Origin of the sequence: Streptomyces lichenis, from assembly GCF_023218175.1 — a bacterium.
In the GTDB taxonomy this organism is placed as follows: Bacteria; Actinomycetota; Actinomycetes; order Streptomycetales; family Streptomycetaceae; genus Streptomyces; species Streptomyces lichenis.
The window spans coordinates 289,257-313,306 of record NZ_JALPTH010000004.1 but is presented as its reverse complement, the minus strand read 5'-3'; the positions used below and the strand labels follow the sequence as shown (position 1 = coordinate 313,306).

General features: G+C 74.4%; 22 protein-coding genes. 12 read left to right on the top strand and 10 right to left on the bottom strand.

Features of this window, described 5'->3' with window-relative positions:
* The first annotated feature begins 321 nt into the window (after window positions 1–321).
* Window positions 322–1,140 carry a potassium channel family protein gene (locus M1O15_RS06420; RefSeq protein WP_248632273.1) on the top strand — a complete coding sequence of 273 codons (819 nt, stop codon included), beginning with the start codon at window positions 322–324 and terminating at the stop codon, window positions 1,138–1,140.
* A 168-nt stretch (window positions 1,141–1,308) separates the two neighbouring features.
* Here M1O15_RS06420 and M1O15_RS06415 read toward each other — a convergent pair whose 3' ends face one another.
* From M1O15_RS06415 to M1O15_RS06405, 3 genes are all read right to left on the bottom strand, one after another.
* On the bottom strand, window positions 1,309–1,614 hold the full coding sequence (locus tag M1O15_RS06415; RefSeq protein ID WP_248632248.1) for a small hydrophobic protein: 306 nt from the start codon (window positions 1,612–1,614) through the stop codon (window positions 1,309–1,311).
* Between the two features lie 20 nt (window positions 1,615–1,634).
* Window positions 1,635–2,108, bottom strand: a complete 474-nt coding sequence (locus tag M1O15_RS06410; protein WP_248632247.1) for a peptidase inhibitor family I36 protein — start codon at window positions 2,106–2,108, stop codon at window positions 1,635–1,637.
* A 417-nt stretch (window positions 2,109–2,525) separates the two neighbouring features.
* Window positions 2,526–4,136: an MFS transporter gene (locus M1O15_RS06405; RefSeq protein WP_248632246.1), complete on the bottom strand. Its 1,611-nt coding sequence runs from the start codon at window positions 4,134–4,136 to the stop codon at window positions 2,526–2,528.
* Window positions 4,137–4,255: 119 nt separating this feature from the next.
* Between M1O15_RS06405 and M1O15_RS06400 the strand changes: the two genes are divergently transcribed.
* From M1O15_RS06400 to M1O15_RS06380, 5 genes are all read left to right on the top strand, one after another.
* Window positions 4,256–5,155, top strand: coding sequence for a TetR/AcrR family transcriptional regulator (locus M1O15_RS06400; RefSeq protein WP_308282235.1), 900 nt, complete (start codon window positions 4,256–4,258; stop codon window positions 5,153–5,155).
* A 192-nt stretch (window positions 5,156–5,347) separates the two neighbouring features.
* Window positions 5,348–6,592 (top strand): alpha/beta hydrolase, encoded by a 1,245-nt coding sequence (locus M1O15_RS06395; protein WP_248632245.1) that lies wholly within the window; start codon window positions 5,348–5,350, stop codon window positions 6,590–6,592.
* A gap of 83 nt (window positions 6,593–6,675) precedes the next feature.
* Window positions 6,676–7,569: a DUF4429 domain-containing protein gene (locus M1O15_RS06390; protein ID WP_248632244.1), complete on the top strand. Its 894-nt coding sequence runs from the start codon at window positions 6,676–6,678 to the stop codon at window positions 7,567–7,569.
* Between the two features lie 241 nt (window positions 7,570–7,810).
* Window positions 7,811–9,196 (top strand): sensor histidine kinase, encoded by a 1,386-nt coding sequence (locus tag M1O15_RS06385; RefSeq protein WP_248632243.1) that lies wholly within the window; start codon window positions 7,811–7,813, stop codon window positions 9,194–9,196.
* The gene (locus M1O15_RS06380; RefSeq protein ID WP_248632242.1) at window positions 9,193–9,870 is read left to right on the top strand and encodes a response regulator; all 678 of its coding nucleotides are present in this window, start codon (window positions 9,193–9,195) and stop codon (window positions 9,868–9,870) included. Before M1O15_RS06385 ends, M1O15_RS06380 begins: the two co-directional genes overlap by 4 nt.
* Window positions 9,871–10,025: 155 nt before the next feature.
* Here M1O15_RS06380 and M1O15_RS06375 read toward each other — a convergent pair whose 3' ends face one another.
* Both M1O15_RS06375 and M1O15_RS06370 read right to left on the bottom strand, forming a co-directional pair.
* Window positions 10,026–10,400 carry a peptidase inhibitor family I36 protein gene (locus M1O15_RS06375; RefSeq protein WP_248632241.1) on the bottom strand — a complete coding sequence of 125 codons (375 nt, stop codon included), beginning with the start codon at window positions 10,398–10,400 and terminating at the stop codon, window positions 10,026–10,028.
* A gap of 301 nt (window positions 10,401–10,701) precedes the next feature.
* Window positions 10,702–13,611, bottom strand: coding sequence for an nSTAND1 domain-containing NTPase (locus M1O15_RS06370; RefSeq protein ID WP_248632240.1), 2,910 nt, complete (start codon window positions 13,609–13,611; stop codon window positions 10,702–10,704).
* A 272-nt stretch (window positions 13,612–13,883) separates the two neighbouring features.
* Here M1O15_RS06370 and M1O15_RS06365 point away from each other — a divergent pair, with 272 nt between their 5' ends.
* The 3 genes from M1O15_RS06365 to M1O15_RS06355 all read left to right on the top strand — a co-directional run bounded on the left by M1O15_RS06365 (window position 13,884) and on the right by M1O15_RS06355 (window position 16,816).
* Window positions 13,884–14,285 (top strand): hypothetical protein, encoded by a 402-nt coding sequence (locus M1O15_RS06365; protein WP_248632239.1) that lies wholly within the window; start codon window positions 13,884–13,886, stop codon window positions 14,283–14,285.
* A gap of 204 nt (window positions 14,286–14,489) precedes the next feature.
* On the top strand, window positions 14,490–15,614 hold the full coding sequence (locus M1O15_RS06360; RefSeq protein ID WP_248632238.1) for an alpha/beta hydrolase: 1,125 nt from the start codon (window positions 14,490–14,492) through the stop codon (window positions 15,612–15,614).
* Window positions 15,611–16,816, top strand: a complete 1,206-nt coding sequence (locus tag M1O15_RS06355) for an acyltransferase family protein (RefSeq protein WP_248632237.1) — start codon at window positions 15,611–15,613, stop codon at window positions 16,814–16,816. Before M1O15_RS06360 ends, M1O15_RS06355 begins: the two co-directional genes overlap by 4 nt.
* 23 nt (window positions 16,817–16,839) lie before the next feature.
* Here M1O15_RS06355 and M1O15_RS06350 read toward each other — a convergent pair whose 3' ends face one another.
* Window positions 16,840–17,859 (bottom strand): aldo/keto reductase, encoded by a 1,020-nt coding sequence (locus tag M1O15_RS06350; RefSeq protein ID WP_248632236.1) that lies wholly within the window; start codon window positions 17,857–17,859, stop codon window positions 16,840–16,842.
* A 44-nt stretch (window positions 17,860–17,903) separates the two neighbouring features.
* The gene (locus M1O15_RS06345) at window positions 17,904–18,371 is read right to left on the bottom strand and encodes a MerR family transcriptional regulator (protein WP_248632235.1); all 468 of its coding nucleotides are present in this window, start codon (window positions 18,369–18,371) and stop codon (window positions 17,904–17,906) included.
* A gap of 88 nt (window positions 18,372–18,459) precedes the next feature.
* On the opposite strand from M1O15_RS06345, the gene M1O15_RS06340 reads away from it, so the two are divergent.
* Entirely contained in the window at window positions 18,460–19,311 is an 852-nt protein-coding gene (locus M1O15_RS06340; RefSeq protein ID WP_248632234.1) for a serine hydrolase domain-containing protein, read from the top strand.
* A 39-nt stretch (window positions 19,312–19,350) separates the two neighbouring features.
* Complete coding sequence (locus M1O15_RS06335; protein WP_248632233.1) at window positions 19,351–19,923, top strand: SMI1/KNR4 family protein; 573 nt, start codon at window positions 19,351–19,353, stop codon at window positions 19,921–19,923.
* 24 nt (window positions 19,924–19,947) lie between these two features.
* On the opposite strand, the gene M1O15_RS06330 is transcribed toward M1O15_RS06335, so the two are convergent.
* Window positions 19,948–20,865, bottom strand: coding sequence for a serine hydrolase (locus M1O15_RS06330; RefSeq protein ID WP_248632232.1), 918 nt, complete (start codon window positions 20,863–20,865; stop codon window positions 19,948–19,950).
* Complete coding sequence (locus tag M1O15_RS06325) at window positions 20,862–21,782, bottom strand: LysR family transcriptional regulator (RefSeq protein WP_248632231.1); 921 nt, start codon at window positions 21,780–21,782, stop codon at window positions 20,862–20,864. The genes M1O15_RS06330 and M1O15_RS06325 overlap by 4 nt, the downstream gene beginning before the upstream one ends.
* A 198-nt stretch (window positions 21,783–21,980) precedes the next feature.
* On the opposite strand from M1O15_RS06325, the gene bla reads away from it, so the two are divergent.
* On the top strand, window positions 21,981–22,985 hold the full coding sequence (gene bla / locus M1O15_RS06320) for a class A beta-lactamase (protein ID WP_248632230.1): 1,005 nt from the start codon (window positions 21,981–21,983) through the stop codon (window positions 22,983–22,985).
* A 56-nt stretch (window positions 22,986–23,041) separates the two neighbouring features.
* Here bla and M1O15_RS06315 read toward each other — a convergent pair whose 3' ends face one another.
* Window positions 23,042–23,737 carry a pirin family protein gene (locus tag M1O15_RS06315; protein WP_248632229.1) on the bottom strand — a complete coding sequence of 232 codons (696 nt, stop codon included), beginning with the start codon at window positions 23,735–23,737 and terminating at the stop codon, window positions 23,042–23,044.
* Window positions 23,738–24,050: the final 313 nt, after the last annotated feature.

Here is a 24,050-nt window from a genome sequence, read left to right as displayed (position 1 = left end):
TTCCCTGTCGGTGGGCAATGCGGGGCGTTGCGGGGTTCGCTTCCCGTCTGGCGGGGGAACCCCCCCCCCTCCCCCCCCCGCCCGGGGCCCCGGGCCCCCCCCCCGCCCCCCCCCCCCCCGCCCCCCGCCCCGCCACGACCCCCACCACGGCCGCCAAGCGCGGGCCCCACAGAGCACCCACGGCCGCCGAGCGCAGGCCCCACGGAGCACCCACGGCCGCCGAGCGCAGGCCCCACGGAGCGCCCGCCACCGCTGCGGGCACTGCTGCCGCGGGCACTGCCCCCACCGGCCGAGGTCGGGCCGCCTCCTAGCATGGCGGCCATGAAAGACGAGTCGCGCCTGTCGCGCTGGGAGGCCGGCACGCAGGTGCCGTTGCTGGTGCTGTCCGTGGGCTTCGGGCTCGCCTATGCGACCCCCGTGGTCGCCCCTGACGCGGACCCCTGGGTCCACACGGTGTGCGGGCTCGTCGAGTGGACCGTGTGGGCGGCCTTCGCCGTCGACTACCTGATGCGGCTGGCACTCTCGCCGACCCGGCTGCGATTCGTGCGGGAACACCCGCTGGACCTGCTGGCGGTGGCGCTCCCGCTGGTCCAGCCGCTCCGCCTGCTGCGGCTGGTGGCGACCATGCTGCTGATCGGGCGGCGGGCCAGAAGGGCCCCGCAGGTCACCCTCACCACCTATGTCGCCGGTTCCGTGGTGGGGCTGCTGATGTTCGGCTCGCTCGCCGTGCTCCAGGTGGAGCGGGACGCACCCGGAGGGAACATCAAGACGCTCGGCGACGCGGTGTGGTGGTCCTTCACCACCATGACGACCGTCGGCTACGGGGACCACGCGCCGACCACCGGGCTCGGACGGCTGCTCGCGGTCGGGTTGATGCTGTCGGGCATCGCCCTGCTCGGTGTGGTGACCGCCAATATCGCGGCCTGGTTCATCTCCCGCTTCGAGCGGGACGACGAGGAGGAGCGCCGGCAGCGGGAGTTGCTGGAAGCACTGACCGTGGAGGTGCGGGAGTTGCGGGCCGAGGTGGGCCGGCTGGCGGAGAGCACCATGGGCGTACCGCCGCAGCCTGCCGCGCGGGCGGCGGGCTCCGAGGGCGCCCGGGGCCCTGCGGCTGAGGCTCCGTCCGCACCGGCCTCCTGAGCGGGCTCGGCTTCGGGGTGGCTCACCTCCTGGGTGCCGGGTGCACTCATGGGATGGTGTGGTGCGTGCGGGCCTGGGCCGCACCCGGTCGGGGCGTGGGCGGCTGCCTGACGCGGACGTCGGCACCGGCCGTCTGGCGCGGACTGCCCAGGCGTAGGCGGCTGTCCGCTACAGTCCGCCGCCCAGGGTGGCGCCACCGGTCAGGGATATCAGGGCCATGACGGTGACGATCACCCCGAGGACGAACGCGACCAGCGCCGGGAGGTTGTCGTTCGCCCAGCGCCGACCCATGCCGAGCCAGCCGCAGACGACCGCCACCGGGCCGAGGATGATCCCCAGCACGAAGAACCCGGCGATCGCGCAGACCAGCCCGACGATTCCGAGCGTCGCGCGATCCGGCCCACTCCGCGACCTTGTGCGGCCGCGCGAGCGGGGGTTCCTGCGCGAACGGGAGACGTGCCCGAAACCGTTCATGGCGCCCGGGTGCCCGCCTCTCAGCTCTCCCACACCTTGAAGGCCCGCACCTGATACGGGGATTGGGGAACCCATGTGCCACCCCCGGGATAGGTCTCGAACTCGCCGGTCTCGGCGCACTCGGCGGACTGGTAGGTGGTGACGGGCCGTCCGGTGCGGTTGGCGAGCGACGCGGCGGTGGTGCCCGCCGGGACCGGAACGCAGCTTTCGACGTCGACCGTGCTCAGTTCATGGGCTTGCCGGGTGCCCCGGAAGTCCTCCTTGGGCCAGAGGCACAACTGCCCCGGGGCACAGGCTCCGAGGCGGAGCCGACCGCCGGCCGCCGCGGTGCGGGAGGCGGGCTTCTCCGGGGGCACCGCCCGGACGGTGGAGGTGGTCGCCGCGCCGGTGGTCGCGGCCGGGCTCTGGGCGGTGGTGGCCGGGGCGGCCGCCACGGCGGCGGTCGCGGTCAGGGTGACGGCCGCAGCGGTGAGAAGCAGAGTCGTGGAACGCATGGCGAGACCCCCGTGTGTCGGTGCGCGGGCCGGGTCGGGCCCGCGGCGCGGATGTGCGTAGGACACGTGGGCCGGCGGGAAGGGGCGCAGGAGCGGTGGGAGTCGTACGCGTACAGCGGGAGGCTGTGAGGCGTACGGGCGAGGCGGGGACCGCGGGGGCGGGCCCTCGCGAAAGCTTGGCGAGGCCGGTCACGTACGGCAATGGTGACACTCCGTGACGGAGGAGTGGAAGCCCCGGCCGCCCAGTCCACCCATAAGAGTGACGGAGAGTAATCAGCCTGACGGGGCCTGACGGTCGGCACGCGAAAGGCCGGCACATGATGACGGAAAGGCCCCGCGCTCGCCGGGAATCACGACGGATTCCCTGGAGTCGCGGGGCCACTCACTCCGTGTCCGCGGGCGGAGATCAGAGGCGGGTCAGATGTGGGCACCCCCGGCCGCGGCGTCGGCGTTGGCGCCGCGCTTGGTGAGCATGGCGACCGCGGCGGCGACCACGGCGACCACTCCGGCGACCGTGAACGCCATGGCCATACCCGACATGAAGGTGTCGTGGATGACGTCACCGATTGTGGCGGAGAGCTCGGGGGTCATCCCCGGGGTCTTGGCCAGCTCCTGCGGGACCATGCCGAACTCGGCCGCCTGCTCCAGTCGCGGGTCCGGCGGGACCGGGATGCCCGCGTCCTTCCAGTTGCCGGCGAAGTCGGCGCTGACCTTGGAGGCCATGACCGAGCCGAGCACCGCCGTGCCGAGCGCGCCGCCGACCTGCATGGCGGCCTGCTGGAGGCCGCCGGCCACACCGGACAGCTCCAGCGGGGCGTTGCCGACGATGACCTCGGTGGCGCCCACCATCACCGGCGCCAGACCCAGGCCCAGCAGGGCGAACCAGAGGGACATGGTGAAGGTGCCGGTGCCGGGGGACAGGGTGATCATGCCGAACATCGCGGTGGCGGTGCAGACCATGCCGCCCACCAGCGGCACCCTGGGCCCGAACTTGGTGATCAGCGCGCCCGCCAGCGGCGAGGAGACGATCATCATGGCGGTCAGCGGCAGCAGGTGCAGACCGCTGTCGATCGGGCTCAGCCCCTTGACACCCTGGAGGTAGAACGTCACGAAGAACAGCCCGCCCATAAAGGCGAAGGCCATCAGCAGCATCAGCACCACACCCGCCGACAGCGGGATGGAGCGGAACATCGCCAGCGGGATGAGCGGTTCCTTGACCTTGGTCTCCCAGACGGCGAACAGCACGAACAGGGCGACGGAGCCGAGCAGGCACAGCCAGGTGCTGGCACTGCCCCAGCCCCAGCTCTCGCCGGCCTTGATCAGGCCCCACACCAGCGCCGCCATCGCCGCGGAGAGCAGCAGGATGCCGGGGATGTCGAAGGAGCGCGGGGCGTTCGCCGCGCGGTGGTCCTTGAGGATCACCAGGCCGAGGACGAGCGCCAGGACGCCGACCGGGACGTTGATGAAGAAGACCGACTGCCAGCTGACCCGCTCGACCAGCACACCGCCGAGGATCGGGCCGCCGGCCGTCGAGGCGCCGATGACCATGCCCCAGATGCCGATCGCCATGTTCAGCTTCTCGGCCGGGAAGGTGGCGCGCAGCAGTCCGAGGGCGGCCGGCATGAGCAGCGCGCCGAAGAGGCCCTGGAGCACGCGGAAGGCCACCACCAGGCCGATGGTGCTGGAGAACCCGATGGCGGCGGAGGCGGCGGCGAAGCCGGTGATGCCGATCAGGAAGGTCTGCCGGTGGCCGAAGCGGTCACCGAGCTTGCCGGCCGTGATCAGCGCCACGGCGAGGGCGAGCAGATAGCCGTTGGTGATCCACTGGACGTCGGAGAGGCTGGCGCCCAGGTCCGCCTGGATGGCGGGGTTGGCTATGGCGACGATCGTGCCGTCGAGCGCCACCATCATCACGCCGACGGCCACGGCGAACAGCGTCAGCCAGGGGTGTCCGCGCAGTCCCTTGGCCGCGGGAACCGGCGGTTCCTGCCCGTGCGGCCGCTTGTCGATCGTGGTCTGACTAGTCATACCGAAGAGACTAATGTCAGCCACTGACAATTGACAAAGTGTTTGAGTCGCCGGTAACTGTCACGTGACCGTGCGCCATCCCGAGCGCATGCGCGGGACGGATGGAAGAGGATGTATTCGTGACGGTTGGGCAGTCGGCTCCGAGCCCGGTCCCCGCGGCACCGGTCACCCCGGCGACCATTCCGGTGACCACCCCGGTGACCCCTTCGGCGAGCACTCCGCCGGAGAAGTCGGAGAAGTCGGAGCCGCCGGAGCAGCCGGAGCCGCCGGAGAAGTCGGAGCCGTCGGAGCGGTCCGGGAAGTCGGAGCGGGATTCGGCGGGCCGGCGGGACATGGCCCCGGATCCCTCGGAGGCGGCCCCGGCGGGGCTGCGGGAACGCAAGAAGCAGCGGACCCGCGGAACCCTCCTGCGCACCGCGGTCGAGCTGTTCACCACCCGCGGTTACGACGAGACCACCATCGACGACATCGCCCGGGTGGTCGACGTCTCCCAGCGCACCTTCTTCCGCTACTTCGCCAGCAAGGAGGAGGTGGTCTTCGAGGTGCAGCGGACGGTGGAGGCCCACTTCCAGGAGGCGCTGCGGGACCGCCCGGCGCACGAGCCGCCGCTGGACGCCCTGCGGAACGCCGTACTGCGCGCCTGGGACACCCTCAGCGAGGCGATCAGCGAGGTGATGCCGGTCGAGCTCTATCTGCGCACCTTCCAGGTGATCGAGTCCACGCCCACCCTGCTCGCCGCGCATCTGCGCCGCTGTATGGAGATGGACGAGAAGATCGCCCGGCTGATCGCGGACCGGGAGGGCCTCGACGTGGACACCGACCCGCGCCCGCGGGTGGCGGTCGCCGCCTTCAGCGGCGTCATGCGGATCACCGGGCAGCTGTGGGTACGCGGCGAGGACCGGTCCATGGCGGGGATGCGGAACATCACCGAGGCCTACCTCGACCGGCTCGGCCCGGCCCTCTCGACGGACTGGCGGAGTTCCGCCACCGGCCGACCCGGCGGCGCGGTCGGCGGCTGAGCCCCGATCCGGCGGCGCACTCCCAAGGTCCGCCCTCCCTGATACACGCCGGACCCGCTCCCCATATACACACTCCCCCCTCACACGCTCCGCGCACGAATCGGCACGCCCTTCCCCGCATTTCCCCGCTCACGCGTGAGGTCGGTCACGCTCTTCGCGGTGGGCGGGGCGGGTCTCCTAGGGTGTCCCGCAGTGACTTCCTTCGACACCGCTCCGTTCCCGCACGCCCTGTGGCGCGTACTGCTCGCGCTGGCCGTGGTCCTCGTGCTCCTCATGACCACCGGCTGGACGGCGGTCCGCCTGGGCGGCGAGGCGCAGGAGCCCCGGGAGGCCGCGCTGGCCGCCTGGCGGCACGACCGGATCGGGCTGCGGCCGCTGCCGGACCCCTCGGAGCGGCCGGCCGCCATCTCCGCCTTCTTCGGCTCCCTGAGCGGGAAGGAACGGGGCAGGCTGGCCCTCAGGCACCCGTTCGTCGTCGGCAACCTCGACGGCGCCCCGATCGACCTGCGCTACCGGGCCAACCGGATCGCCCTGCGCGGCGCGTTGGACGCCGAGCGGGACCGGGTCGCCGACCGGCGGCTGTCGGAGGACGGGCACCGGGAGGCAGTACGGCGCACCCACCGGTTCGAGGCGCTGCTCGGCAGGGACCGCCGGATCCTGGCCTTCGACCCGACCGGACGGGGCCGGGTCGCCGAGGTCTTCGGCGACCTGCGCCGGGCCGAGCGGGTGTCGGTGGTCGTGCCCGGGGTGGACACCAGTCTGCTCACCTTCCAGAAGACGAGCCTGCCGTACACGGCGCCGGTCGGCATGGCCCGTTCGCTGTACCGGGCGGAGCGCGAGACCTCCCCCACCACCCGTACCGCCGTCATCGCCTGGGCCGACTACGCCTCCCCGGCCGGCGTCGGGATGGACGCGGCCACCGGGCGGCTCGCCGCGACCGGGGCCGACCGGCTCGCCACCCTCACGAGGGGCCTGCCCGGAAAGTCCAAGGTCGCCCTGTTCTGCCACAGTTACGGCTCCGTGGTCTGCGGGGTCGCCGCGCGCCGGCTGCCCGACCGGGTCACCGACATCGCGGTGGCGGGCAGCCCCGGGATGCGCGCGGACGACGTCGCCGGACTCGGCACCCGGGCCCGGGTCTGGGCCGCCCGGGACGCCGACGACTGGATCGCGGACGTGCCGTATCTGGAGGTCGGCGGCCTCGGCCACGGAGCGGACCCGGTGGAGCCGGAGTTCGGGGCGCGGCTGGTCTCCTCGGCCGACGCGGCCGGACACGCCGGGTACTTCGTCCCGGGAACGGACAGTCTGCGCAACTTCGCCGGGATAGGCGTCGGAGCGTACGGACAGGTCCGCTGCGCCCCAGGTGAGGGGTCCTGCCGCGACGATCTTCCGCTCTCCGAACCCGTCTACGAGGGATCTTCCGGCACAGTCGAGACCTGACGCGCGTAGATCGTCGCGAAAGTGCCGAAGCTCGCAGGACTTCGATGGCGACGCGCGGGCGCCCGCCGCATACGATGGGGCGCATGGGTGATGTGCTGGCCGGAATTCATGCCACCTGGGAGTTCGAAACCGACGCCGTGCTCATCCGCTTCGAACGGGGGATCCGCGCGCCCAGGCTGTACCAGGCGCTGCGCGAACGGACCGTCCCCTACGAGGCGTTGGCGTCCGTGACCCTCTCCCCGGGCAAACGCGGCACGGTGGTGCTGCACGCGGTGCCGAGACCGGGTGCCGACCCGCTGATGGAGGCGGCCGCGGGGCAGCTGAAGGAGAGCTCCGACCCGTACCGGCTGGTACTGCCGCAGGAACAGGAGACCCTCGCCGAGTTCTACGCCGACGAGTTGCGCGGGCGGGTGGAGAAGGCCCGGACCGCCGGCCCCGGCCTGGTCGGGGACAGCGAGCGGCCGGAGCGCTTCCTGGTCACCGCCCCGAAGCCCCCGTTGCAGTTCAAGGCGTACGACGGGAAGGCCGTGTTCGACGGCGACCAGGTGGCGTTCCGCTGGTTCTGGACCGGTGCCTCCTCGGAGAAGTGGAAGGCGGGCGACCAGCTCTTTCCGGTCAGCGAGCTGGCCGGGGTGGAGTGGAGCTCGCCCGACCTGTTCAACGGCCATCTGCGGCTGCTGCGGCGCGGCGAGGAGCCGAGCGGGCGCGGACCGGCGGAACAGGACCCGAGGGCCGTGGTGTTCGGGCTGGGGTACGGCCCGGTGCACGAATCGCTCCCGTTCGCGGCCGCGGTGCTCGCGGCGGTACGGGAGGGAGGCGGCGCCCCGGTCCCGGTGGCCGCCGCGGCGGCCTCGGCGGGCCGCGACCCGGCGGCGGTGGCCGAGCGGATACGCCACCTGGGCGAGCTGTACCAGGCCGGCCTGGTGACCGACGAGGAGTTCACCGCGAAGAAGGCCCAGTTGCTGGACGAGCTGTAGCCGGACGACCGGGTGGCCGGGTGGCGGAAATCCGACCGTGCGGGCAGCCGGGGAAGCCGGGTGCGGGAGGCCGGGTGACCGAGAATCGACTGTCCCGGCGGCCTTGAAAGGGGCGGGCGGCCAGGGGGTGGTCATACCCCGGTACGACATGGCGCCCGGGACCCCGGTATGAGCCGGTCCGCCGGGCCGGGCCCGAGGGGCGACGCGGGGGCGGCGGCCCACTGCCTACGCTGGCCGCACCATGACCACTTCCACCGGCGGCCCCGGTCCGCGGACCGGCCATCAGCGCCCCGCCCCCGCGCCCGGCTCCTCCCCTCCCCGCGCCCTGCACCGTGCGCTGGGCGTCCAGGTGGCGGCCCTCTGCCGCTCGCTGGCGACCCCCACCGACCCCGGCCGCCCCCTCTTCGGGGACGCTCCCGGCCCATGGCGCCGCTGGGTCCCGTATGCCGTGGCCCTGGCGGCCGTCTCCTCGCTGCTGCCCGTCACGATCGTGATGCTCATGGAGGACTACGGGGTGGGCGGCCAGATGGCCGCGGCACTGGCCACCGCCCAGGCCGCCCCACTGGTACTGGCGGTCACCCGGCCGCTCCAGGCGTGGTGGATCGTCGCGGTGGCGGATGTGCTGGGCGCGGTGGCCTCGCTGGGGGCGGCCGCGCCCGGCGGGCCGGTCTGGCCGTGGACCCCGCCGGTCGTGGTCGGCTATCTGGTGCTGATGGCCGCCGTGGGCCTGCGCGAACCGCCCCGGACGCTGGTCGCCGTCTGGCTGGCCACCGGTGCCGCGGGGCTCGCCTTCGTCCTGGCGCCGGTGGACGCCGACCGCGGGGTGGCGGTGTCGCTCTTCGTGCTGACCGGTGTGGTGCTGCTGGTCGTCGGGTCGCTACGGGAGCGGGGCGAGGCCCGGCGGCGGCTGACCGAGCAGGAGAACGTCAGCGAGGCCGAGCGCGCCCGGCGCACCCTGCTGGAGGAACGGGCCCGGATCGCCCGGGAGTTGCACGATGTGGTGGCGCACCACATGTCGGTGATCACCGTGCAGGCGGAGTCCGCGCCCTACCGGATCACCGGCCTGCCGGAGGCGGCCCGCAAGGAGTTCACCGCCATCGCCGGCTCGGCGCGGGAGTCGCTGACCGAGATGCGGCGGCTGCTGTCGGTGCTCCGCAGCGAGGGCGCCGAGGGCGAACGGGCCCCGCAGCCGGGCCTGGACCGGGTGCAGCAGCTGGTGGAGGCGGCGGTACGGGCGGGGGTGCCGGCCGAGTCGTCGCTGTCCGCGGACCTGGGCGCCGTCCCTCAGGCGGTGGACGTGTCCGCGTACCGGATCGTGCAGGAGGCCCTGGCCAATGTGGTGCGGCACGCGCCCGGCGCGCCGACCCGGGTGTCGGTGACGGCGTCCGCCAGCGGCCGCTGGCTGACCGTGCTGGTCGTCAACGGGTCGGCGGACGGGGCCACTTCGCCGCTGGAGAGCACGGGTACCGGGCACGGGCTGGTCGGGATGCGGGAGCGCGTACGGTTGACCGGCGGCACCCTGGACGCCGGCCCGCTGCCGGACGGCGGCTTCCGGGTCGCGGCCCGGATGCCACTGCGGGACGCCGAGACACCGGAAGCACCAGAGACACCCGAGGATCCCGAGTGACCATCCGTGTGATCATCGTCGACGACCAGGCCATGGTGCGGGCGGGGTTCGCCGCGCTGCTGTCGGCGCAGCCGGACATCGACGTGGTCGGCGAGGCCCCGGACGGCCGGGCGGGCGTGGCGGTGGCCCGCTCCACCCACCCGGACGTGGTGCTGATGGACGTACGCATGCCGGAGATGGACGGGCTCGCGGCGGCCCGCGGGATCCTGTCGCCGCCGCCCGGGGTCGTCCATCGGCCCAAGGTGCTGATGCTGACCACCTTCGACGTGGACGACTACGTCTACGAGGCGCTGCGCGCGGGCGCGTCCGGGTTCCTGCTGAAGGACGCCCCGCCCGCCGACCTGATCGCGGCGGTACGGATCGTCGCGGGCGGTGAGGCGCTGCTCGCACCCTCGGTGACGCGGCGGCTGATCGCCGACTTCGCCGCCTCCCGCCCGGCCCCGCGCCGGGACCGCTCACTGCGGCTGAACGGGCTGACGCCCCGGGAGACGGAGGTCCTGGAGCTGATCGCCCGGGGCCTGTCCAACCAGGAGATCGCCGGCCGGCTGGTGCTGGCCGAGCAGACGGTGAAGACCCATATCGGCCGGGTGCTGGCCAAGCTGGACCTGCGCGACCGGGCGCAGGCGGTGGTCTTCGCCTACGAGTCGGGGTTGGTCACCCCGGGCGAGGTGTAGCCGAAGCCCCGGTGACACCGGGCCGGCGGGTTCCCGGGTGGAATGGAGCCCGGGAACCCGCCGGGGCGCTGCCCGTGGAGGGCCTGACGGTGCACACGGACGCGGTGTCGCGTTCAGGCCCTGCGGCCGCGAGCGTCAGCGCCTGACGTTCGCCTCTAGCACTCGCCTCGCCAGCGGACGCTGTACAGCACCTCCGTGTAGGGAGCGGTCCATTTGTAGTCGCCGGGCCCGGGGTTGTAGTGGAAGCAGCTGGTGACGGTGCCGTCCCCCTCGTACCAGTACGTCATGTCGACGTGGTCGGCTCCGGGTGACCGGTATCCGTTGTTGAAGACGGACTGGAAGCTCACCCGCCCGCTCCAGTTGCCCGCCGTCTTCAGCACCAGCGATCCGGTTTGGTTGGGTCCGCTGTAGGCGCAGAAGTTCCCCCTGGGGCAGTTGGGCGGATTGGGTTCGGCGGAGGCGGTGGGGGCCGAGGCGATGACACCGAACATCGCGGCGGCGGTTGCGACCACTGCGGTCTTCTTCAGCATGCGGTTTCCTCCGTGTCTGGTGTGCCTGGTCGTGACACACGTCGTGGCGGCGGCCTGAGCCGTCCCTCGGCGACTCAACCAGGCCGCGTCGTTCGGCATCGGAGGCAAGGCACCGAACAGACAGACGGTGAACAATCGCGGTGCGGGGAGCCGCGCGGGGAGGGACGGCGGTGGCACCAGGCGAACGGCCGCCGGATGAGGGAGGCGGCGCGGAAACGCCACCCGGGAGGGGATGGCACCGCGCGGCCGCACCCACCGTGGCCGGCCCGGAGAGCCTCCGGGCCGGGGCGCCCTGGAGTCCTCAGCCCCGGGCCCCGCACGGCGGGTTGTAGCGCACGTCGGGGAAGTAGCGGTCCCACTGGGCGCGGGTGATCGTGGCCGGGTTTCGGGTGCAGGCCTGGGCGATGGCGCGGTGTGGGTCGGTCGGCCAGAGGCGGGCGAAGGGGTCGCTGCTGCCGGTGAGCAGGGTCTGGCCGTCGGGGGAGAGCGCCACGGCGTTGAGGGCGCCGCCGGCGTCGGTGATGACCCCGATCGGCTGGGGATGGCCGGGGTCGGTGAGGTCCCACAGGCGGCTGGTGCCGTCGTAGCCTCCTGAGGCGAGCCGTCGGCCGTCCCGGCTGAGCGCCACGGAGATCACCACGGCGGCGTGGTCGGCGAGGGTGGACCGGGCGGTGGGGTGGTCCGGCCGGTGGGTGTCCCAGATGCGTATGGTGCGGTCGTCGCTGCCGGACACCAGGGTGCGGCCGTCGGCGGAGAAGGCCAGGGACGTGACGAAGTCATGGTGGCCGGTGAGGACGGACAGCCGGACGGGTCGGCGAGGGCGTTCGACGTCCCACAGTTGCACGGTGCGGTCGTCGCCCGCCGTCGCCAGGGTGCGGCCGTCGCGGGTGAACGCCACGGCCTTGACGTTCAGCCTGTGGCCCCTCAGTACGGCCAGGGCCGTGGGGCTCGTGGACGCGGTGAGGTCCCAGAGCCGTACGGTGTGGTCGTAGCTTCCGGTGGCCAGGGTGCGTCCGTCGGGGCTGAAGGCGACGTCGAAGACCACGTCGGTGTGGGCGGTGAGGGTGGCGGTCAGCACCGGGTGGCGCCGGTCGGAGATGTCCCACAGCCGGGTCCGGTGGTCCATGCCGCCCACCGCCAGGGTCCGGCCGTCCGGCGCGAACGCCACGGACGCCACCGGACCGGTACGCGGTGTCGCCCCCGCCTTGACCGGTGGGCCCGCCGCGGGCAGGTCCCACAGCTGCACGGAGTCCTCGCCACCCGCCGCCAGTGCGCGGCCCGCCGGGTCGAACGCGACGGCCGAGACGAGACGGCCGCGACCGGGCAGCGAGGTGCCGGCGGCACTGAGCAGGCCGTCGCGGGCCTCGGTGGTGGGCGAGAGCTGGTAGGCGGCCATCATCAGCTGGGCGTACAGCCCCGGCTGGGTGTTCCGCAGGGTGCGCGCCTCGGTGACAGCGGTGCGGGAGAGGATCTCGTTGCGCTGCTGGGTGATCCGCCGCTGGGCGTGCAGGGCATAGCCGGCGGCGCAGGTGGCGACGAGTGTCACGGCGGCCAGGCAGGCGACCAGCAGCCGCAGGCGCCTGGCACTCAGCAGGGCCCGGTGCCCACGGGCTTCTTCGGCGAGCCGGGAGGCGTCGAGGAAGGCCCGCTCGCGCGCGGTCAGGGCGTCGCGGTGGGCCGGTTCCTCGGCGAACTCCCGGGCCAGGGTCAGGCGGGTGCCGCGGTACAGGGCGTCGGGGTCGTGGTCCAGGGACTCCCAGAGCGCTGCCGCGTGGCTGAGCCGGCGGTGGCGGCGCAGGCTCTCGCGGTCCTCGGTGAGCCACTGGTGCAGGCGTGGCCAGCAGCGGATGAGGGCCTCGTGTGTGATCTCGGCATGGTGGTCGTCAAGGGTGAGCAGCCGGGCGCGTGCCGCCTGTTCCAGGACGGCGGCGGCATCCTCGCTGTCGTCCAGTTCGGTGCGTGGTAGCGGTTGTTTGGTGTCCTCGGTGCCCTCGCCCAGTGCGGTCAGGCGCAGGAAGAGCCGGCGGGCGAGCCGCTGCCGGCAGGGGGTGAGCGAGGCGTAGAAGGTCTCCGCGGTACGGGTGAGGGCGCCCTCCAGGCCGCCGGCGGCCTGGTACCCGGCCAGCGTGAGCGCGTTGCCCCGGCGCCGGCGCCAGGTCTCCAGCAGGGCGTGCGAGAGCAGCGGCAGCACACCGGGCCGGCCGTGGCACTCGGCGACCAGCGCCGCCACCAGCGAGCCCTCGACACTCAGCCCCGCCCGCACGGCCGGCTGGACGATGGCCCGGCGCAACTGCTCCGCCGACATCGGGCCGAGAGCGACCTGGGCGTCGGCCAGGACGCCGACCAGGTCCGCGTAGTGAGTGCAGTGGGCGTAGAAGTCCGCGCGTACGCCGAGCACCACGCGGCACCGGCTGCCCGGCGCCTGTGCCGCGGTGACGAGGGCCGCGACGAAGGAGGCCCGCTCCTCCTCGCTGCGACACAGGGTGAAGACCTCCTCGAACTGGTCCACGACGAGGAACATCTCGGCGCCGGACGGCCGCTCGGCCAGGATCTGCCGCACCAGCCGGTGCAGGTTGGCCGGATCGGCCGCGATGTCCGCCTGCAACGCCCCGACGGTGGTCCCGGCCGGTGTGGCCAGCCTGACCGCGCACTCCTCCAGCGGATGCGGACCCGGCGTGAGGAGCACCACGAGCCCCCGGTGGGCATCGGCGCGCAGCCGGGGCAGCAGTCCGGCCCGCAGCAGGGAGGACTTGCCCGACCCGGAGGCGCCGAAGACCGCCACCAACCGCCGCCGCGACAGGCGGTCGGCCAAGTCACCCGTCAGCTCCTCCCGCCCGAAGAACCGCTTGGCGTCATCCGGCTGGAACGCGGACAGTCCCGGGTACGGCGCGGTTGCGTCGTGATCACCGCCGGCCGTCCCCGTGCCCACGTGGGCAGTGTCCGCGGCGATCTGAGCGGCGGCCTCGTGCCACCACCGCTCCCACTGACTCACGTCGCCTCCGCAGGCGCGGACATAGGCGAGGGTGACGGAGAGCGAGGGCAGGGCACGGCCCGCGGCCGCGCTGGACAGGGTGGCGATGGAGTAGTGGGCGCGCTGGGCCAGTACCCGGTAGGTAGGGCTACCGGCCTCGCGTCGCAGCTCTCGCAGGGACGCCGCGAATCGCAACTCAGGGCCGTCGCCCTCGTCCAGCGGGCGTTCGTGTCGCGCCACCGCCACCCCTTCCCCGTGCATCCGCTGCGGTCCGCCTTCATCTTTTCGCAGTCGAAGGTCGCCTGCCGTGCTCTCGCCGCGGAACAAGCCGCTCTGGCCGGTTGACGATGTCGACGGCTCTCAGGTGCCGGGACGGTGGAGCCGTACGGTGAGTCCTCCGTACGGCGATTGATTGTTCGGCGCCCCGCTCCCGAGCCCGTACAGCGGCTGTGGGCTATACCGGCTGCCGGGACGGCCGAACCGGTCGGATCGACCCGACACGAGGAGACACCATGCACCTTCGGCACCACTGGTCCACCGCACGCACCGTGGCAGTGACGGCCTCGACGGCCGCGGCGCTCCTGGCCTCACCGCTCGCGGCCACGACCGCCTCCGCGGCCCCCGCGGCCGACCGCATGTACCGCACCTGGGCCACCAATGTGAACCTGCGGAGCAACGAGGGCAATCCAACCGCCTGCAGCAGCCACCCCTCGACGACGAACTGCCCCAACGTCCGGCAGCAGGTACAACCGAGCCATCAGCTCTACGTCTACTGCCAGAAGCAGGGGCAGACCGTCGGGGGCAACCCCTACTGGGTGCTGGTGAACGACTACACCGCACCCAACACCGGCTGGATCGCGAGCTACTACATCGACTACCCCGCCAACCGACTGCCTGACGTCCCCGACTGCTGACGGCACGGCGGTCAGGACCGTGATCCGCACGGCCCTGGCCGCCGCCCGCTCCCCCACCCCCTACCCCGGTAGCACCCCCCGGTTGGCTCCCCGGGGTGACGTGCCGTCAGCGGCCGTCTTCCTACCTTCCTCCCGCCGCACCGCACGGGGCGGCCGACTCCGACGAGTCGGATGAGCCGGACGAGGAAGTGGGGGGCTGCCGTCATGCGCCGATCCGCGCACACACGGTCAACGAGGTTCCGGGGGCTGCGCCGGGCGGTGGTCAGCGCCGCCGTGATGGCGGGCGTGGTCGCGGGCACCGCCGGCTGGGCGGCCGGGGACGCGCAGGTCGCCGTCACCGGTCCGCCTCCGGGCACCGCGGCCTGGCGGGCGGACGCCTCGCTCGGCCGGCCGCTGCCCGACCCGGCCACCGCCTCCCCGCGCGAGGTCGCCGCCTTCTTCGCCCGGCTGGACGCCCCCGAGCGGACCGCGCTGGCCCGCCGCCACCCGTCCGTGGTCGGCAACCTGGACGGCGCGCCCCTGGCCCTGCGCTACCAGGCCAACGCCCTGGCGGTGCGGCGCGACGGGCGGTTCGGGCAGCTCACCGGGCGGCGCGTCCTCGCCTTCGACCCGCGCGGCCGGGGCCAGGTCGCCGAGGTCTTCGGGGACCTGGCGGCGAGCGACAGCGTCGCGGTGATCACGCCCGGTTCGGACATCGACGCCGCCACCTACGACCGGCGCTCCGACCCGTACGGCACCCCGGCCGGGATGGCGCGCGAGCTGTGGGCGGCCACCGGCGGGCGGACCGCGGTGATCGCCTGGGCCGGTTACACCACCCCGGTCGGGGTGGGCGTGGACGCGGCGACCGGGCGGCTGGCGGAGGCCGGGGCCGAGCGGCTGGTCCGGTTCACCGAGGGGCTGGCGGCGGTGGGGCTGCCCGCGCCGGCGGTGTTCTGCCACAGCTACGGCTCCGTGGTGTGCGGGCTGGCCGCGCCCCGGCTGGCCGCCCGGGACCTGGTGGTGCTGGGCTCGCCCGGGATGCGCGCGGACAGCGCGGCCGAGCTGCGTACCGGGGCCCGGGTGTGGGCGGCCAAGGATCCGGACGACTGGATCGGCGACGTACCCCATGTCGAGCTGTTCGGGCTCGGCCATGGCGCCGACCCGGCCTCCCCCGGCTTCGGCGCCCGCCCGGTGCCGGTCTCCGGGGCCCATGGCCACACCGGCTACTTCGCCCCGGGCACCGCCTCACTGCGCGCCTTCGCGGCCATCGCCGACGGCACCGCGGACGGCACCGCGGACGAGACCACGGAGGAGACCGCGACCGCCGGGACCGAGGGGGGCCTGCGATGAACGCCCTCCGCAGAGCCGCCGGTTCCATCGAGGCCCGTACCCCCGCCCACCGGGACCGGGCGGTCGACGGGCTGCGGGCGCTGGCGCTGCTGGCGGTGCCGCTGGGGCACTGGATGCTCGGCGGCCTCACCCTGGACGCCGGCGACGGCGGGCTGCACAACGCCAGCCCGCTGACCGCCTTCGGGTTCTTCGCCCCGGTGAGCTGGGTGCTCCAGCTGCTGGGGATCTTCTTCCTGGTCGGCGGCTACGCCTCGGTCCTCTCCTACCGGCGGCGCACCGGCTCCACCGCCGGCTGGCTGCGCGGCCGGGTGGCCCGGCTGGGGCGGCCGGTGCTGGGGGTGACCGCCGTCTGGGCGGTGCTGCTGCCCGTACTGGGCCACGGCTTCGGGGTGCCGCAGGACACTCTGCGCACCGCGACGACGCTGGTCGTCCAGCCGCTGTGGTTCGTCGGCGTCTACACGGTCGTCACGGCGCTCACCCCGTACTGCGAGCGGGCGGCCCGGCGGCTGGGGGTGTGGGCGGCGGTGCCGCTGCTCGGCACGGTCGCGGTGGTGGACGCGCTGCGCTACGGCCCGTACGCGGAGGCGGTGCCGTCCTGGCTGAGCCTGCTGAACATCCTGCCCGGCTGGCTCTTCGCCTACCAGCTCGGTGCCGCCTGGGCGGTGGGCCGGCTGGGTCGGCGGGAGGCCTGGTGGCTGCTGGCCGGGGGCGGGGCCCTGTTCGCCGCCCTGCTGCTGGTGTGCGGCTACCCGGCGTCGATGGTGGGTGTGCCGGGCGAGGCCCGCACCAACAGCCATCCGCCCTCGCTGCTGGTGCTCGCCCTGGCGGCCGCGCAGAGCGGGGCGGCGGTGCTGCTGCACGGCCGGCTGAACCGGCTGCTGCGGCGGCCCGCCCTCTGGGCGCCGGTCGTCCTGGTCAACCTCTGCGCGATGACCATCCTGTGCTGGCACCAGACGGCGATGCTGGCCGCCGCCGTACCGGCCGCCGGACTGCTCGGCGCGGTCCCCGGGCTGACAGGCGCCCCCGACACCCTGGGCTGGATCGCGGCCCGGCTGGCCTGGCTGCCGCTCTTCGCCGGGCTGCTGGTGCTGGTCGGCCGGTACGCCCGGCGGCTGGAGGCCCCGTGGACCGGGAGCGGCCCGGCCCGCCGCACGGCGGCGGCGCTGCTGGCGGCGGGCTTCGCGGTGTACGTCTTCGGATGACCGCCCCGACAATCGGCGGGTGCTCAGCCCTCGCGGGCGGCCGAGGTGGTGGACATGTCCGGGTAGCGGTCGCCGGCGACCCGGCCGGCGATCGGCTCCAGCTCGGCCAGCTCCGCCTCGGTGAGGGTGATCCGGGTGGCGCCGGCGTTCTCCAGCAGCCGGGAGCGCTTGCGGGTGCCGGGGATGGGCACCACGGTCAGCCCGTGCACCCGGGCGCGCTGCTGCACCCAGGCCAGCGCGATCTGCGCGGGGGTCGCCCCGTGCGCGGCGGCGATGGTGCGCAGCGGCTCCAGCAGGGCCGCGTTGGCCTTGGCGTTGTCGCCGGTGAAGCGCGGCTGGAAGCGGCGGAAGTCACCGGCCGAGAGGTCGGTCTCGGCGTTGGCGAACGCCCCGGTGAGGAAGCCGCGGCCGAGCGGGGAGTACGGCACGAAGGCCACGCCCAGTTCGGCGGCGGCGCCGACCGCGCTGCGCTCCACGTCCCGGGAGAACACCGACCACTCGGACTGCAGGGCGGTGATGGGGTGCACCGAGTGCGCCTCGCGCAGCTCGGGACCGGTCACCTCGCTCAGGCCCAGGAAGCGGACCTTGCCCTGCTCGACCAGTTCGCCCATCGCGCCGACCGACTCGGCGAGCGGCACGGCCGGGTCGCGGCGGTGCATGTAGTAGAGGTCGAGGTGGTCGGTGCCCAGCCGGCGCAGGCTCGCCTCGACGGCGGTGCGGATGTAGGCGGGGTCGTTGCGGACGACCCGCCGGTCGGTGTCGTCGCGCTGGATGGCGAACTTGGAGGCGAGGGTGATCTCGTCCCGGTGGGCGGCGGTGAACGGGGCGAGGAACTCCTCGTTGGCGCCCCGCCCGTAGATGTCGGCGGTGTCGATGAGGGTGACGCCTGCCTCCAGCGCGGCGTCCAGGGTGTCCCGGGCCGCGGCCTCGTCGGTGTCCCCGTAGAACTCGCTGATGCCCATCGCGCCGAAGCCCTGGACGCCCACCTGGGGGCCGTGGGTGCCGAGGCGTACGGTCGCGATCTTCTCGGTGCCGGTGCTCATGTCGTCCGTGTTCCTCTCGGGTGGTGCGTGCCTCCGGGCAGCCGTCAGTCCGCCGCGGGCGGCCGGGAGCCGTAGAAGCCGATCTTGTGGTCGAGTACGGCGAGGGTGCCGTTGAGCTCGGCGATCCGCGCCAGCACGTCCCGCCGGGTGGTCTCCAGCAGCTCGCGCCGCTCCTCGAAGGTGGACTCGCCGGCGCGGACCAGTTCCGCGTAGCGGACCATGGCGGCCACCGGCATCCCGGTGAGCCGCAGCTTGCCGACGAAGACCAGCCAGTCCAGGTCGCGGTTGGTGAACCGGCGCTGCCCGGTGTGCGAGCGGTCCACGTGTGGCATCAGCCCGATCCGCTCGTACCAGCGCAGGGTGTGCGCGCTCAGCCCGGTCCAGGCGGCGACCTCGCTGATGGTGTAGCGGTCCTGTCCGTCCGGGCGCGGATGGGCGGGCGGCGCCACGGTGCAGACGTCCACCGGGGTGGTCACGCCAGTGGCCACGGGAGTGCTCTGGATCACCGTCATGACCTCCACGCTAGAACCTTGGAGTGCACTCCAAGCAAGCGCGGACCGGCCGCACGGCCGCACCGGGGGCGGGGATACGCTCGGCCCCATGGGAAACCCGGGGAGCCTGCGAAGCCTGGCGACGATCGACAACTGGCCGGTGCCGAACGCGGCGGCCGCCGTGGTGCGCGCGGACGGGACGGTGGCGGGCGCGCACGGCCCGACCGGCCGGCCGTTCCCGCTGGCCTCGGTGACCAAGCCGCTCGCGGCGTACGCGGTGCTGGTGGCGTACGAGGAGGGGGCGGTCGAGCTGGACGAGCCGGCCGGGCCCGAGGGGTCCACGGTCCGCCATCTGCTCGCCCACACCTCCGGTCTGGCCTTCGACGAGCACCGGCGGCAGGCCGAGCCGGGCACCCGGCGGATCTACTCCAACGCCGGGTTCGAGGTGCTGGCCGACCATGTCGCCAAGGCGACGGACATCCCGTTCCCCGAGTATCTGCGGCAGGCCGTGCTGGAGCCGCTGGGTATGCGCTCCACCACCCTGGACGGCTCGGCCGCCAAGGACGCCGTCTCGACCGTGGACGACCTGGTCCGCTTCGCCGCCGAGGTGCAGTCCCCCCGGCTGCTCGACCCGCGCACGGTGCTGGCCGCGATGTCGGTGGAGTACCCGGGGCTGACCGGCATCCTGCCGGGCTACGGCCACCAGCGGCCGAACGACTGGGGCCTCGGCTTCGAGATCCGGGACGGCAAGTCCCCGCACTGGACGGGCTCCGCCTCCTCGCCCCGCACCTTCGGCCACTTCGGGCAGTCCGGCACCTTCCTGTGGATCGACCCGGACGCGGGCGCCGCCTGTGTGGCGCTCACCGACCGGGACTTCGGGCCGTGGGCGGTCGAGGCCTGGCCGGTGTTCACCGACGCGGTGCTGGCGGAGCTGCGCGAGACGGCGCCCCCTCTTCCGTAGCGGACGGGCGTTGTCAGTGGCCCGGTCTAGCCTTCAGGCATGATCGAGACGAACGCTTCCGGCCGGGCGGTGGGCGGCGACCGGGCCTTCCCGGCCGCCCTGGCGGAGATCGCCGGGGTGGAGTTCCCCTGGTACGACGGTGCGGCGGACTCCGCCCTCGCCTCCGTGGACTTCGAGCCGTACGACGCCTTCGACTCGGCCGAGGAGACCGCGGACTGGCTGCGCGGCTGGACGGGCGACCCGGAGGCGGACGCCGGGGCCTACCGGGTGTTCGGGCAGGACGGTACGGGCGGGCTGGCCGCCCTGTGGTGCGTACGGCCGGGGCGGGGGCTCGCCGAGCAGCCGGTGGTGTTCCTGGGCTCGGAGGGCGAGCGCGGGGTGGTCGCCGGAAGCCTCTCGGACTTCCTGTGGGTGCTGGCCGACGGGTACGGGCCCATGGAGGTCGTGGAGCACGGGATCGGGGACGGCGACGACCAGCGGCCGAACCCGGAGCTGGAGGCGATAGCCGGGCGGCACGCCACCACACCCCGCCGTCCCGCCCGCGAGATCGTCGCGGCGGCGAGAGCCGAGTTCCCCGCCTTCGTCGAGGACCTGGACGCCCTCTGCCGCTGAGTCCGCTGCCGGTGACGGGAGTCGTCAGCGCTGGCGCAGATGGTCCCGCAGGGTGCGGGCGGCGTGGGCCATCAGCGCCTCCGCGCCGGGCTGCGCGCCGGCCGGCACGAAGGACTCGGTGAGGGCGGCCACGGCGAAGGCCTGGCCGTCACCGTGCTCGACCACACCGATCTCATGGCGCAGGTTCAGCAGGGTGCCCGTCTTGGAGGACCAGGTCGTCGCGTCGGAGCTGAAGTCCGGGGCGAGCCGCTGGCGGTTGAGGTTGTGCCGCATCAGCTCCCGGACCGTGGCCGCCACCTCGGGCGGGATGGCGGACGGCCGCCACAGGGCCTGGAGCAGGTCCGCCCAGGCGCGGGCGGTGCCGCTGCTGGCCCGGGTGGTGTCCAGCTGCGGCAGCTGGTGGCCCCGGCCGCCGGCCGCCTCGCCGGTGCCGGCCCCGATGGCCAGCGCGTGCGCCAGATGCGCCTGCCCGCCGTCGAACCGCTCCTCGGGGGTGTCGGACAGCTCGCCGACCCGGTGCCGGACGGTGATCCCGGTCAGGCCCCACTCCCTCAGCCGGTCCGTCACCCGCTCCGGCGGGGTGAGGTCGAAGAGCGCGTCGGCCGCGGTGCTGTCGCTCAGGCAGAGGCTCAGATAGAGCAGGTCGTCCACGGCGACCCGGGCCGGGTGCCGGAAGCGGCTCAGCCCGGTGGGGCCCGGGGTGGTGATCCGGCCGGGCGCCACCTCGACCCTCCGCGCCCCGTCCAGCTCGCCGCGCCGGACGCGTTCCGCGGTGGCCAGCGCCAGCGGCACCTTGACCAGCGAGGCGGACGGCAGCGGTACGTCCGGATCGAGGCCGACCTCCTCCCCGGTCCGCAGATCCCGTACGAGGAGGCAGCCGCGCAGTCCCCCGTCCCGCAACTCCTCACGCAGCGAGCGCAGCAGCGCCTCAGTACCGCTCATCCCCGTCCCTCTCCCCCTCGGGCCGCGACCACGGCCTCCGGCTCCGCTCCCGGGACTCCCAGACAGCGGCCGATCTCGGCGCCCAGCCGGGAGAGCGGGGGCTCGGGCCCGCTGTCGGCCGCCACGCCCAGCAGGCAACCCCGCACCGGGGTCGTCTCGCCGAGCGGCCGCCAGTGCAGGCCGAGCCGGTCCGCCTCGGGGGCCGAGCAGAGCAGCAGGTCGCCGACGGCCAGGACCTCGGCGGCGGCCGCGGTCAGGTCCGCGGCGACGGCGAGCTGCCCCGGCCGCAGCCCGAGGGCGTCCCGCAGCCGGGTGAGCGGGTCGCGGAGGTGCGGCACATCGTCCTCCGGCTGGAGCCACACCCGCCGGGCCGGGCCCCTGGTGGTCCGCCCCAGCCGCAGGGTCTCCAGATGGATCCGGCGCACCCCGGGGTCCTGGGCGGTGGCCAGGCCGAGCGGCACCGCCCAGACCGCCTCGTGCTCCGGGACGGCGAGCAGGGCGGCCCGCACCCGCCCGGCGAGCAGGAGTTCGGCGCGGCGGGCCGGGCGCTCGGGCCTGGGGTCCAGGTTCATCCCGAGGTCGCGCGCCCGGGCCACCAGCCGGGCCAGGCCGCCCGTGGTGCAGGTCTCCGGCACGGCCAGCCGCCAGGGTCTGCGGCGGGCGGCTGCGGCCTCGTACAGCAGGCCGTCCGCGTCCTCCACCAGCCGGCGGGCGTAGGGCAGCATCTCGCGGCCGAAGGGGGTGAGCACCGCCCGCCGCACCGAGCGTTCGAACAACGGCTCCCCGAGGTGGTCCTCCAGGGCGGCGACCCGGCGGCTGGCCACCGGCTGCGACACCCCGGCGGCCGCCGCCCCGCCGGTGAAGCCGCCGTGGTCGCTGACGGCGACGAAGGTACGACATGCCCCGACCAGATCCACCCGGCCACTCTATGCGGATCGGGCATGAAACCCGGCGCGGCGGTATTGGTGCCCGCGCTCCCCGGGCGGCGAGGGTGGCGGTGAGGCGGCCGGCCCGCCTCGGCCGCGGCCCCGGGTCCCGTACCCGGTCGCGGCCGGCCATCTCCCCGGCGCGGACCGCGTGCCCGGGACGACGAGACGACGGGAGCCCCCGCACCCATGCAGCCCACCCTTCCCCCCGTACCGCCCCGGCCGGGCTCCCGGCCCACCCGGGCCGGCCGCCGCCGTGCCGCGCTCACCGGGCTCGCCGCCCTCCTTCTGCTCCCGCTCACCGGCTGCGGCGGGCAGAGCACCGCCGCGGACCGCTCGGGCCGTCCGGCCCCGGCCGCCACCGCGAGCGCCGCCGAGAACCCCTCGGCGGCGGCCGACGGGCGGGGTGCGCTGCGCGCCCTGGAGCGGAGGTACGACGCGCACCTCGGGGTGTACGCGGTGGACACCGGAAGCGGGCGGGAACTGGCCTGGAACGCCGACAGCCGCCTCTCGTACAACTCCACCTTCAAGGCGCTGCTCGCCGGGGTGGTCCTGAAGAGGAACGGCGCCGACGGCATGGACCGGGTGCTGCGCTACGGCCGCGGCGACCTCGTCGCCAACTCGCCGATCACCGAGAAGCACCTGGACGCCACGGGCAAGGGGGAGATGAGCCTGCGCGCGCTGTGCGACGCGACCGTCCGCTACAGCGACAACGCCGCCGCCAATGTGCTGCTGAGGGACCTCGGGGGCCCGCGGGCGCTCGGCGCCGCGCTGCGCGAGGCGACCGGCGACCGGGTCACCAGCACCGACCGGATCGAGCCCGAGCTGAGCACCTGGGTGCCCGGTGAGCGCCGCGACACCACCACCCCGCGCCAACTGGCCGTCGACCTGCGCGCCTTCACCCTCGGAGACGTGCTCGGCGCCAGGGAGCGGAAGCTGCTCACCGGCTGGCTGCTGAGGAACACCACCGGCGACCGGACGATCCGCGCCGGGGTGCCCGCCGACTGGAAGGTCGGCGACAAGACCGGCACCGGCTCCCACCACGGCGCGCGCGACGACATCGCCGTCATCTGGCCGCCCGGCCGGGCCCCGCTGGTGGTGGCGATCATGTCCTACCGGCAGGACCAGGACGCCGAGCCCGACGACCGGCTGATCGCCGAGGCCGCGGCAGTAGTGGCCGACGAGCTGGGCTGACGCCACCGCCCGCCCCGCCCGCCCCCGCCCGTGAACCCCCGCGCCCCGCCGGGCCCTCAGCCCGCCATCTCCCAGACCAGCACCTCGGCCGCGTCCAGTGCCGTGAGGGCGGGCGCGCCGCCCCGGGCGCGTACCGCGTCGCCGGGACCCAGCTCGTCACCGGCCAGCCGGAGGGTGCCGCGCACCACATGGGCGTAGACGAAGGGGGCGGCGGGCAGCGGGACCTCGGCGCCGGGACCGGCGGGGCGGTGGACGTGCAGTACGGCACCGGCGGCGGGCAGCTCGTACCGGGCGATCGGGGTCGGCAGGGAGTGGAGGACGGTGTACCCGGGGTCGCCGCCGGGCTCGCGGGGCGCCAGCCACATCTGCACGAAGACCAGGTCCCGGTCGCCGCCCTTCCCCGCCCCCTCCCGCTCCTCGTGGCGGACGCCCGACGCGGCGCTGAGGTGCTGGAGGTCGCCGGGGCGGACCTCGGTGGTGTGGCCGGCCGAGTCGCGGTGGGCGAGGGTGCCCTCAGTCACCCAGGTGACGATCTCGGTGTGGCTGTGCGGGTGTTCGGCGAAGCCCGCGCCGGGGGCCAGGCGCTCCTCGTTGACGGCGATCAGGGCGCCGAAGCGGAGGTTGTCCGGGTCGTAGTGGGGGCCGAAGGAGAAGGCGTGCCGGGTGCGGATACCGGCGGCCGGGTCGCCGCCCGGGTAGCGGTCGCCGGCGCGGTGCACGGTCCAGCCGGGGACGGCGTTCTCGGAGCTCACCCCCGTACCGTAGCCCGCCCCGAAGCACCGCCCCCCGAACCCCGCCATCGGCCCCCGGCCCCCGAAGCACCGCCCCCCGAACCCCGCCGTCGGCCCCCGGCCCCGGAGCGCCGTCACCGGCCCCCGGCCGGACCCCGGCCGGACAACGCCCCCCGCGACCGGCTCCCGGCCGGGGGAAGACCCCCCGGACCTCGCCACCGCGACCCGCTCCCGCCCGGGGGAAGACCCCCCGAACCTCGCCACCGCGACCCGCTCCCGGCCAGGGGAAGACCCCCCGAACCTCGCCACCGCGCCCCGCTCCCGGCCAGGGGAA

Excerpts from the sequence above, each read along its gene's own strand:
- M1O15_RS06355 (WP_248632237.1), top strand. The coding sequence starts at position 15,611 with ATGAACGCCCTCCGCAGAGCCGCCGGTTCCATCGAGGCCCGTACCCCC.
- M1O15_RS06375 (WP_248632241.1), bottom strand. The coding sequence starts at position 10,400 with ATGCTGAAGAAGACCGCAGTGGTCGCAACCGCCGCCGCGATGTTCGGT.
- M1O15_RS06330 (WP_248632232.1), bottom strand. The coding sequence starts at position 20,865 with ATGAGCGGTACTGAGGCGCTGCTGCGCTCGCTGCGTGAGGAGTTGCGG.
- M1O15_RS06340 (WP_248632234.1), top strand. The coding sequence starts at position 18,460 with ATGGGAAACCCGGGGAGCCTGCGAAGCCTGGCGACGATCGACAACTGG.
- M1O15_RS06360 (WP_248632238.1), top strand. The coding sequence starts at position 14,490 with ATGCGCCGATCCGCGCACACACGGTCAACGAGGTTCCGGGGGCTGCGC.
- M1O15_RS06405 (WP_248632246.1), bottom strand. The coding sequence starts at position 4,136 with ATGACTAGTCAGACCACGATCGACAAGCGGCCGCACGGGCAGGAACCG.
- M1O15_RS06345 (WP_248632235.1), bottom strand. The coding sequence starts at position 18,371 with ATGACGGTGATCCAGAGCACTCCCGTGGCCACTGGCGTGACCACCCCG.
- M1O15_RS06350 (WP_248632236.1), bottom strand. The coding sequence starts at position 17,859 with ATGAGCACCGGCACCGAGAAGATCGCGACCGTACGCCTCGGCACCCAC.
- M1O15_RS06415 (WP_248632248.1), bottom strand. The coding sequence starts at position 1,614 with ATGAACGGTTTCGGGCACGTCTCCCGTTCGCGCAGGAACCCCCGCTCG.
- M1O15_RS06410 (WP_248632247.1), bottom strand. The coding sequence starts at position 2,108 with ATGCGTTCCACGACTCTGCTTCTCACCGCTGCGGCCGTCACCCTGACC.
- bla (WP_248632230.1), top strand. The coding sequence starts at position 21,981 with ATGCAGCCCACCCTTCCCCCCGTACCGCCCCGGCCGGGCTCCCGGCCC.
- M1O15_RS06420 (WP_248632273.1), top strand. The coding sequence starts at position 322 with ATGAAAGACGAGTCGCGCCTGTCGCGCTGGGAGGCCGGCACGCAGGTG.
- M1O15_RS06390 (WP_248632244.1), top strand. The coding sequence starts at position 6,676 with ATGGGTGATGTGCTGGCCGGAATTCATGCCACCTGGGAGTTCGAAACC.
- M1O15_RS06385 (WP_248632243.1), top strand. The coding sequence starts at position 7,811 with ATGACCACTTCCACCGGCGGCCCCGGTCCGCGGACCGGCCATCAGCGC.
- M1O15_RS06335 (WP_248632233.1), top strand. The coding sequence starts at position 19,351 with ATGATCGAGACGAACGCTTCCGGCCGGGCGGTGGGCGGCGACCGGGCC.
- M1O15_RS06365 (WP_248632239.1), top strand. The coding sequence starts at position 13,884 with ATGCACCTTCGGCACCACTGGTCCACCGCACGCACCGTGGCAGTGACG.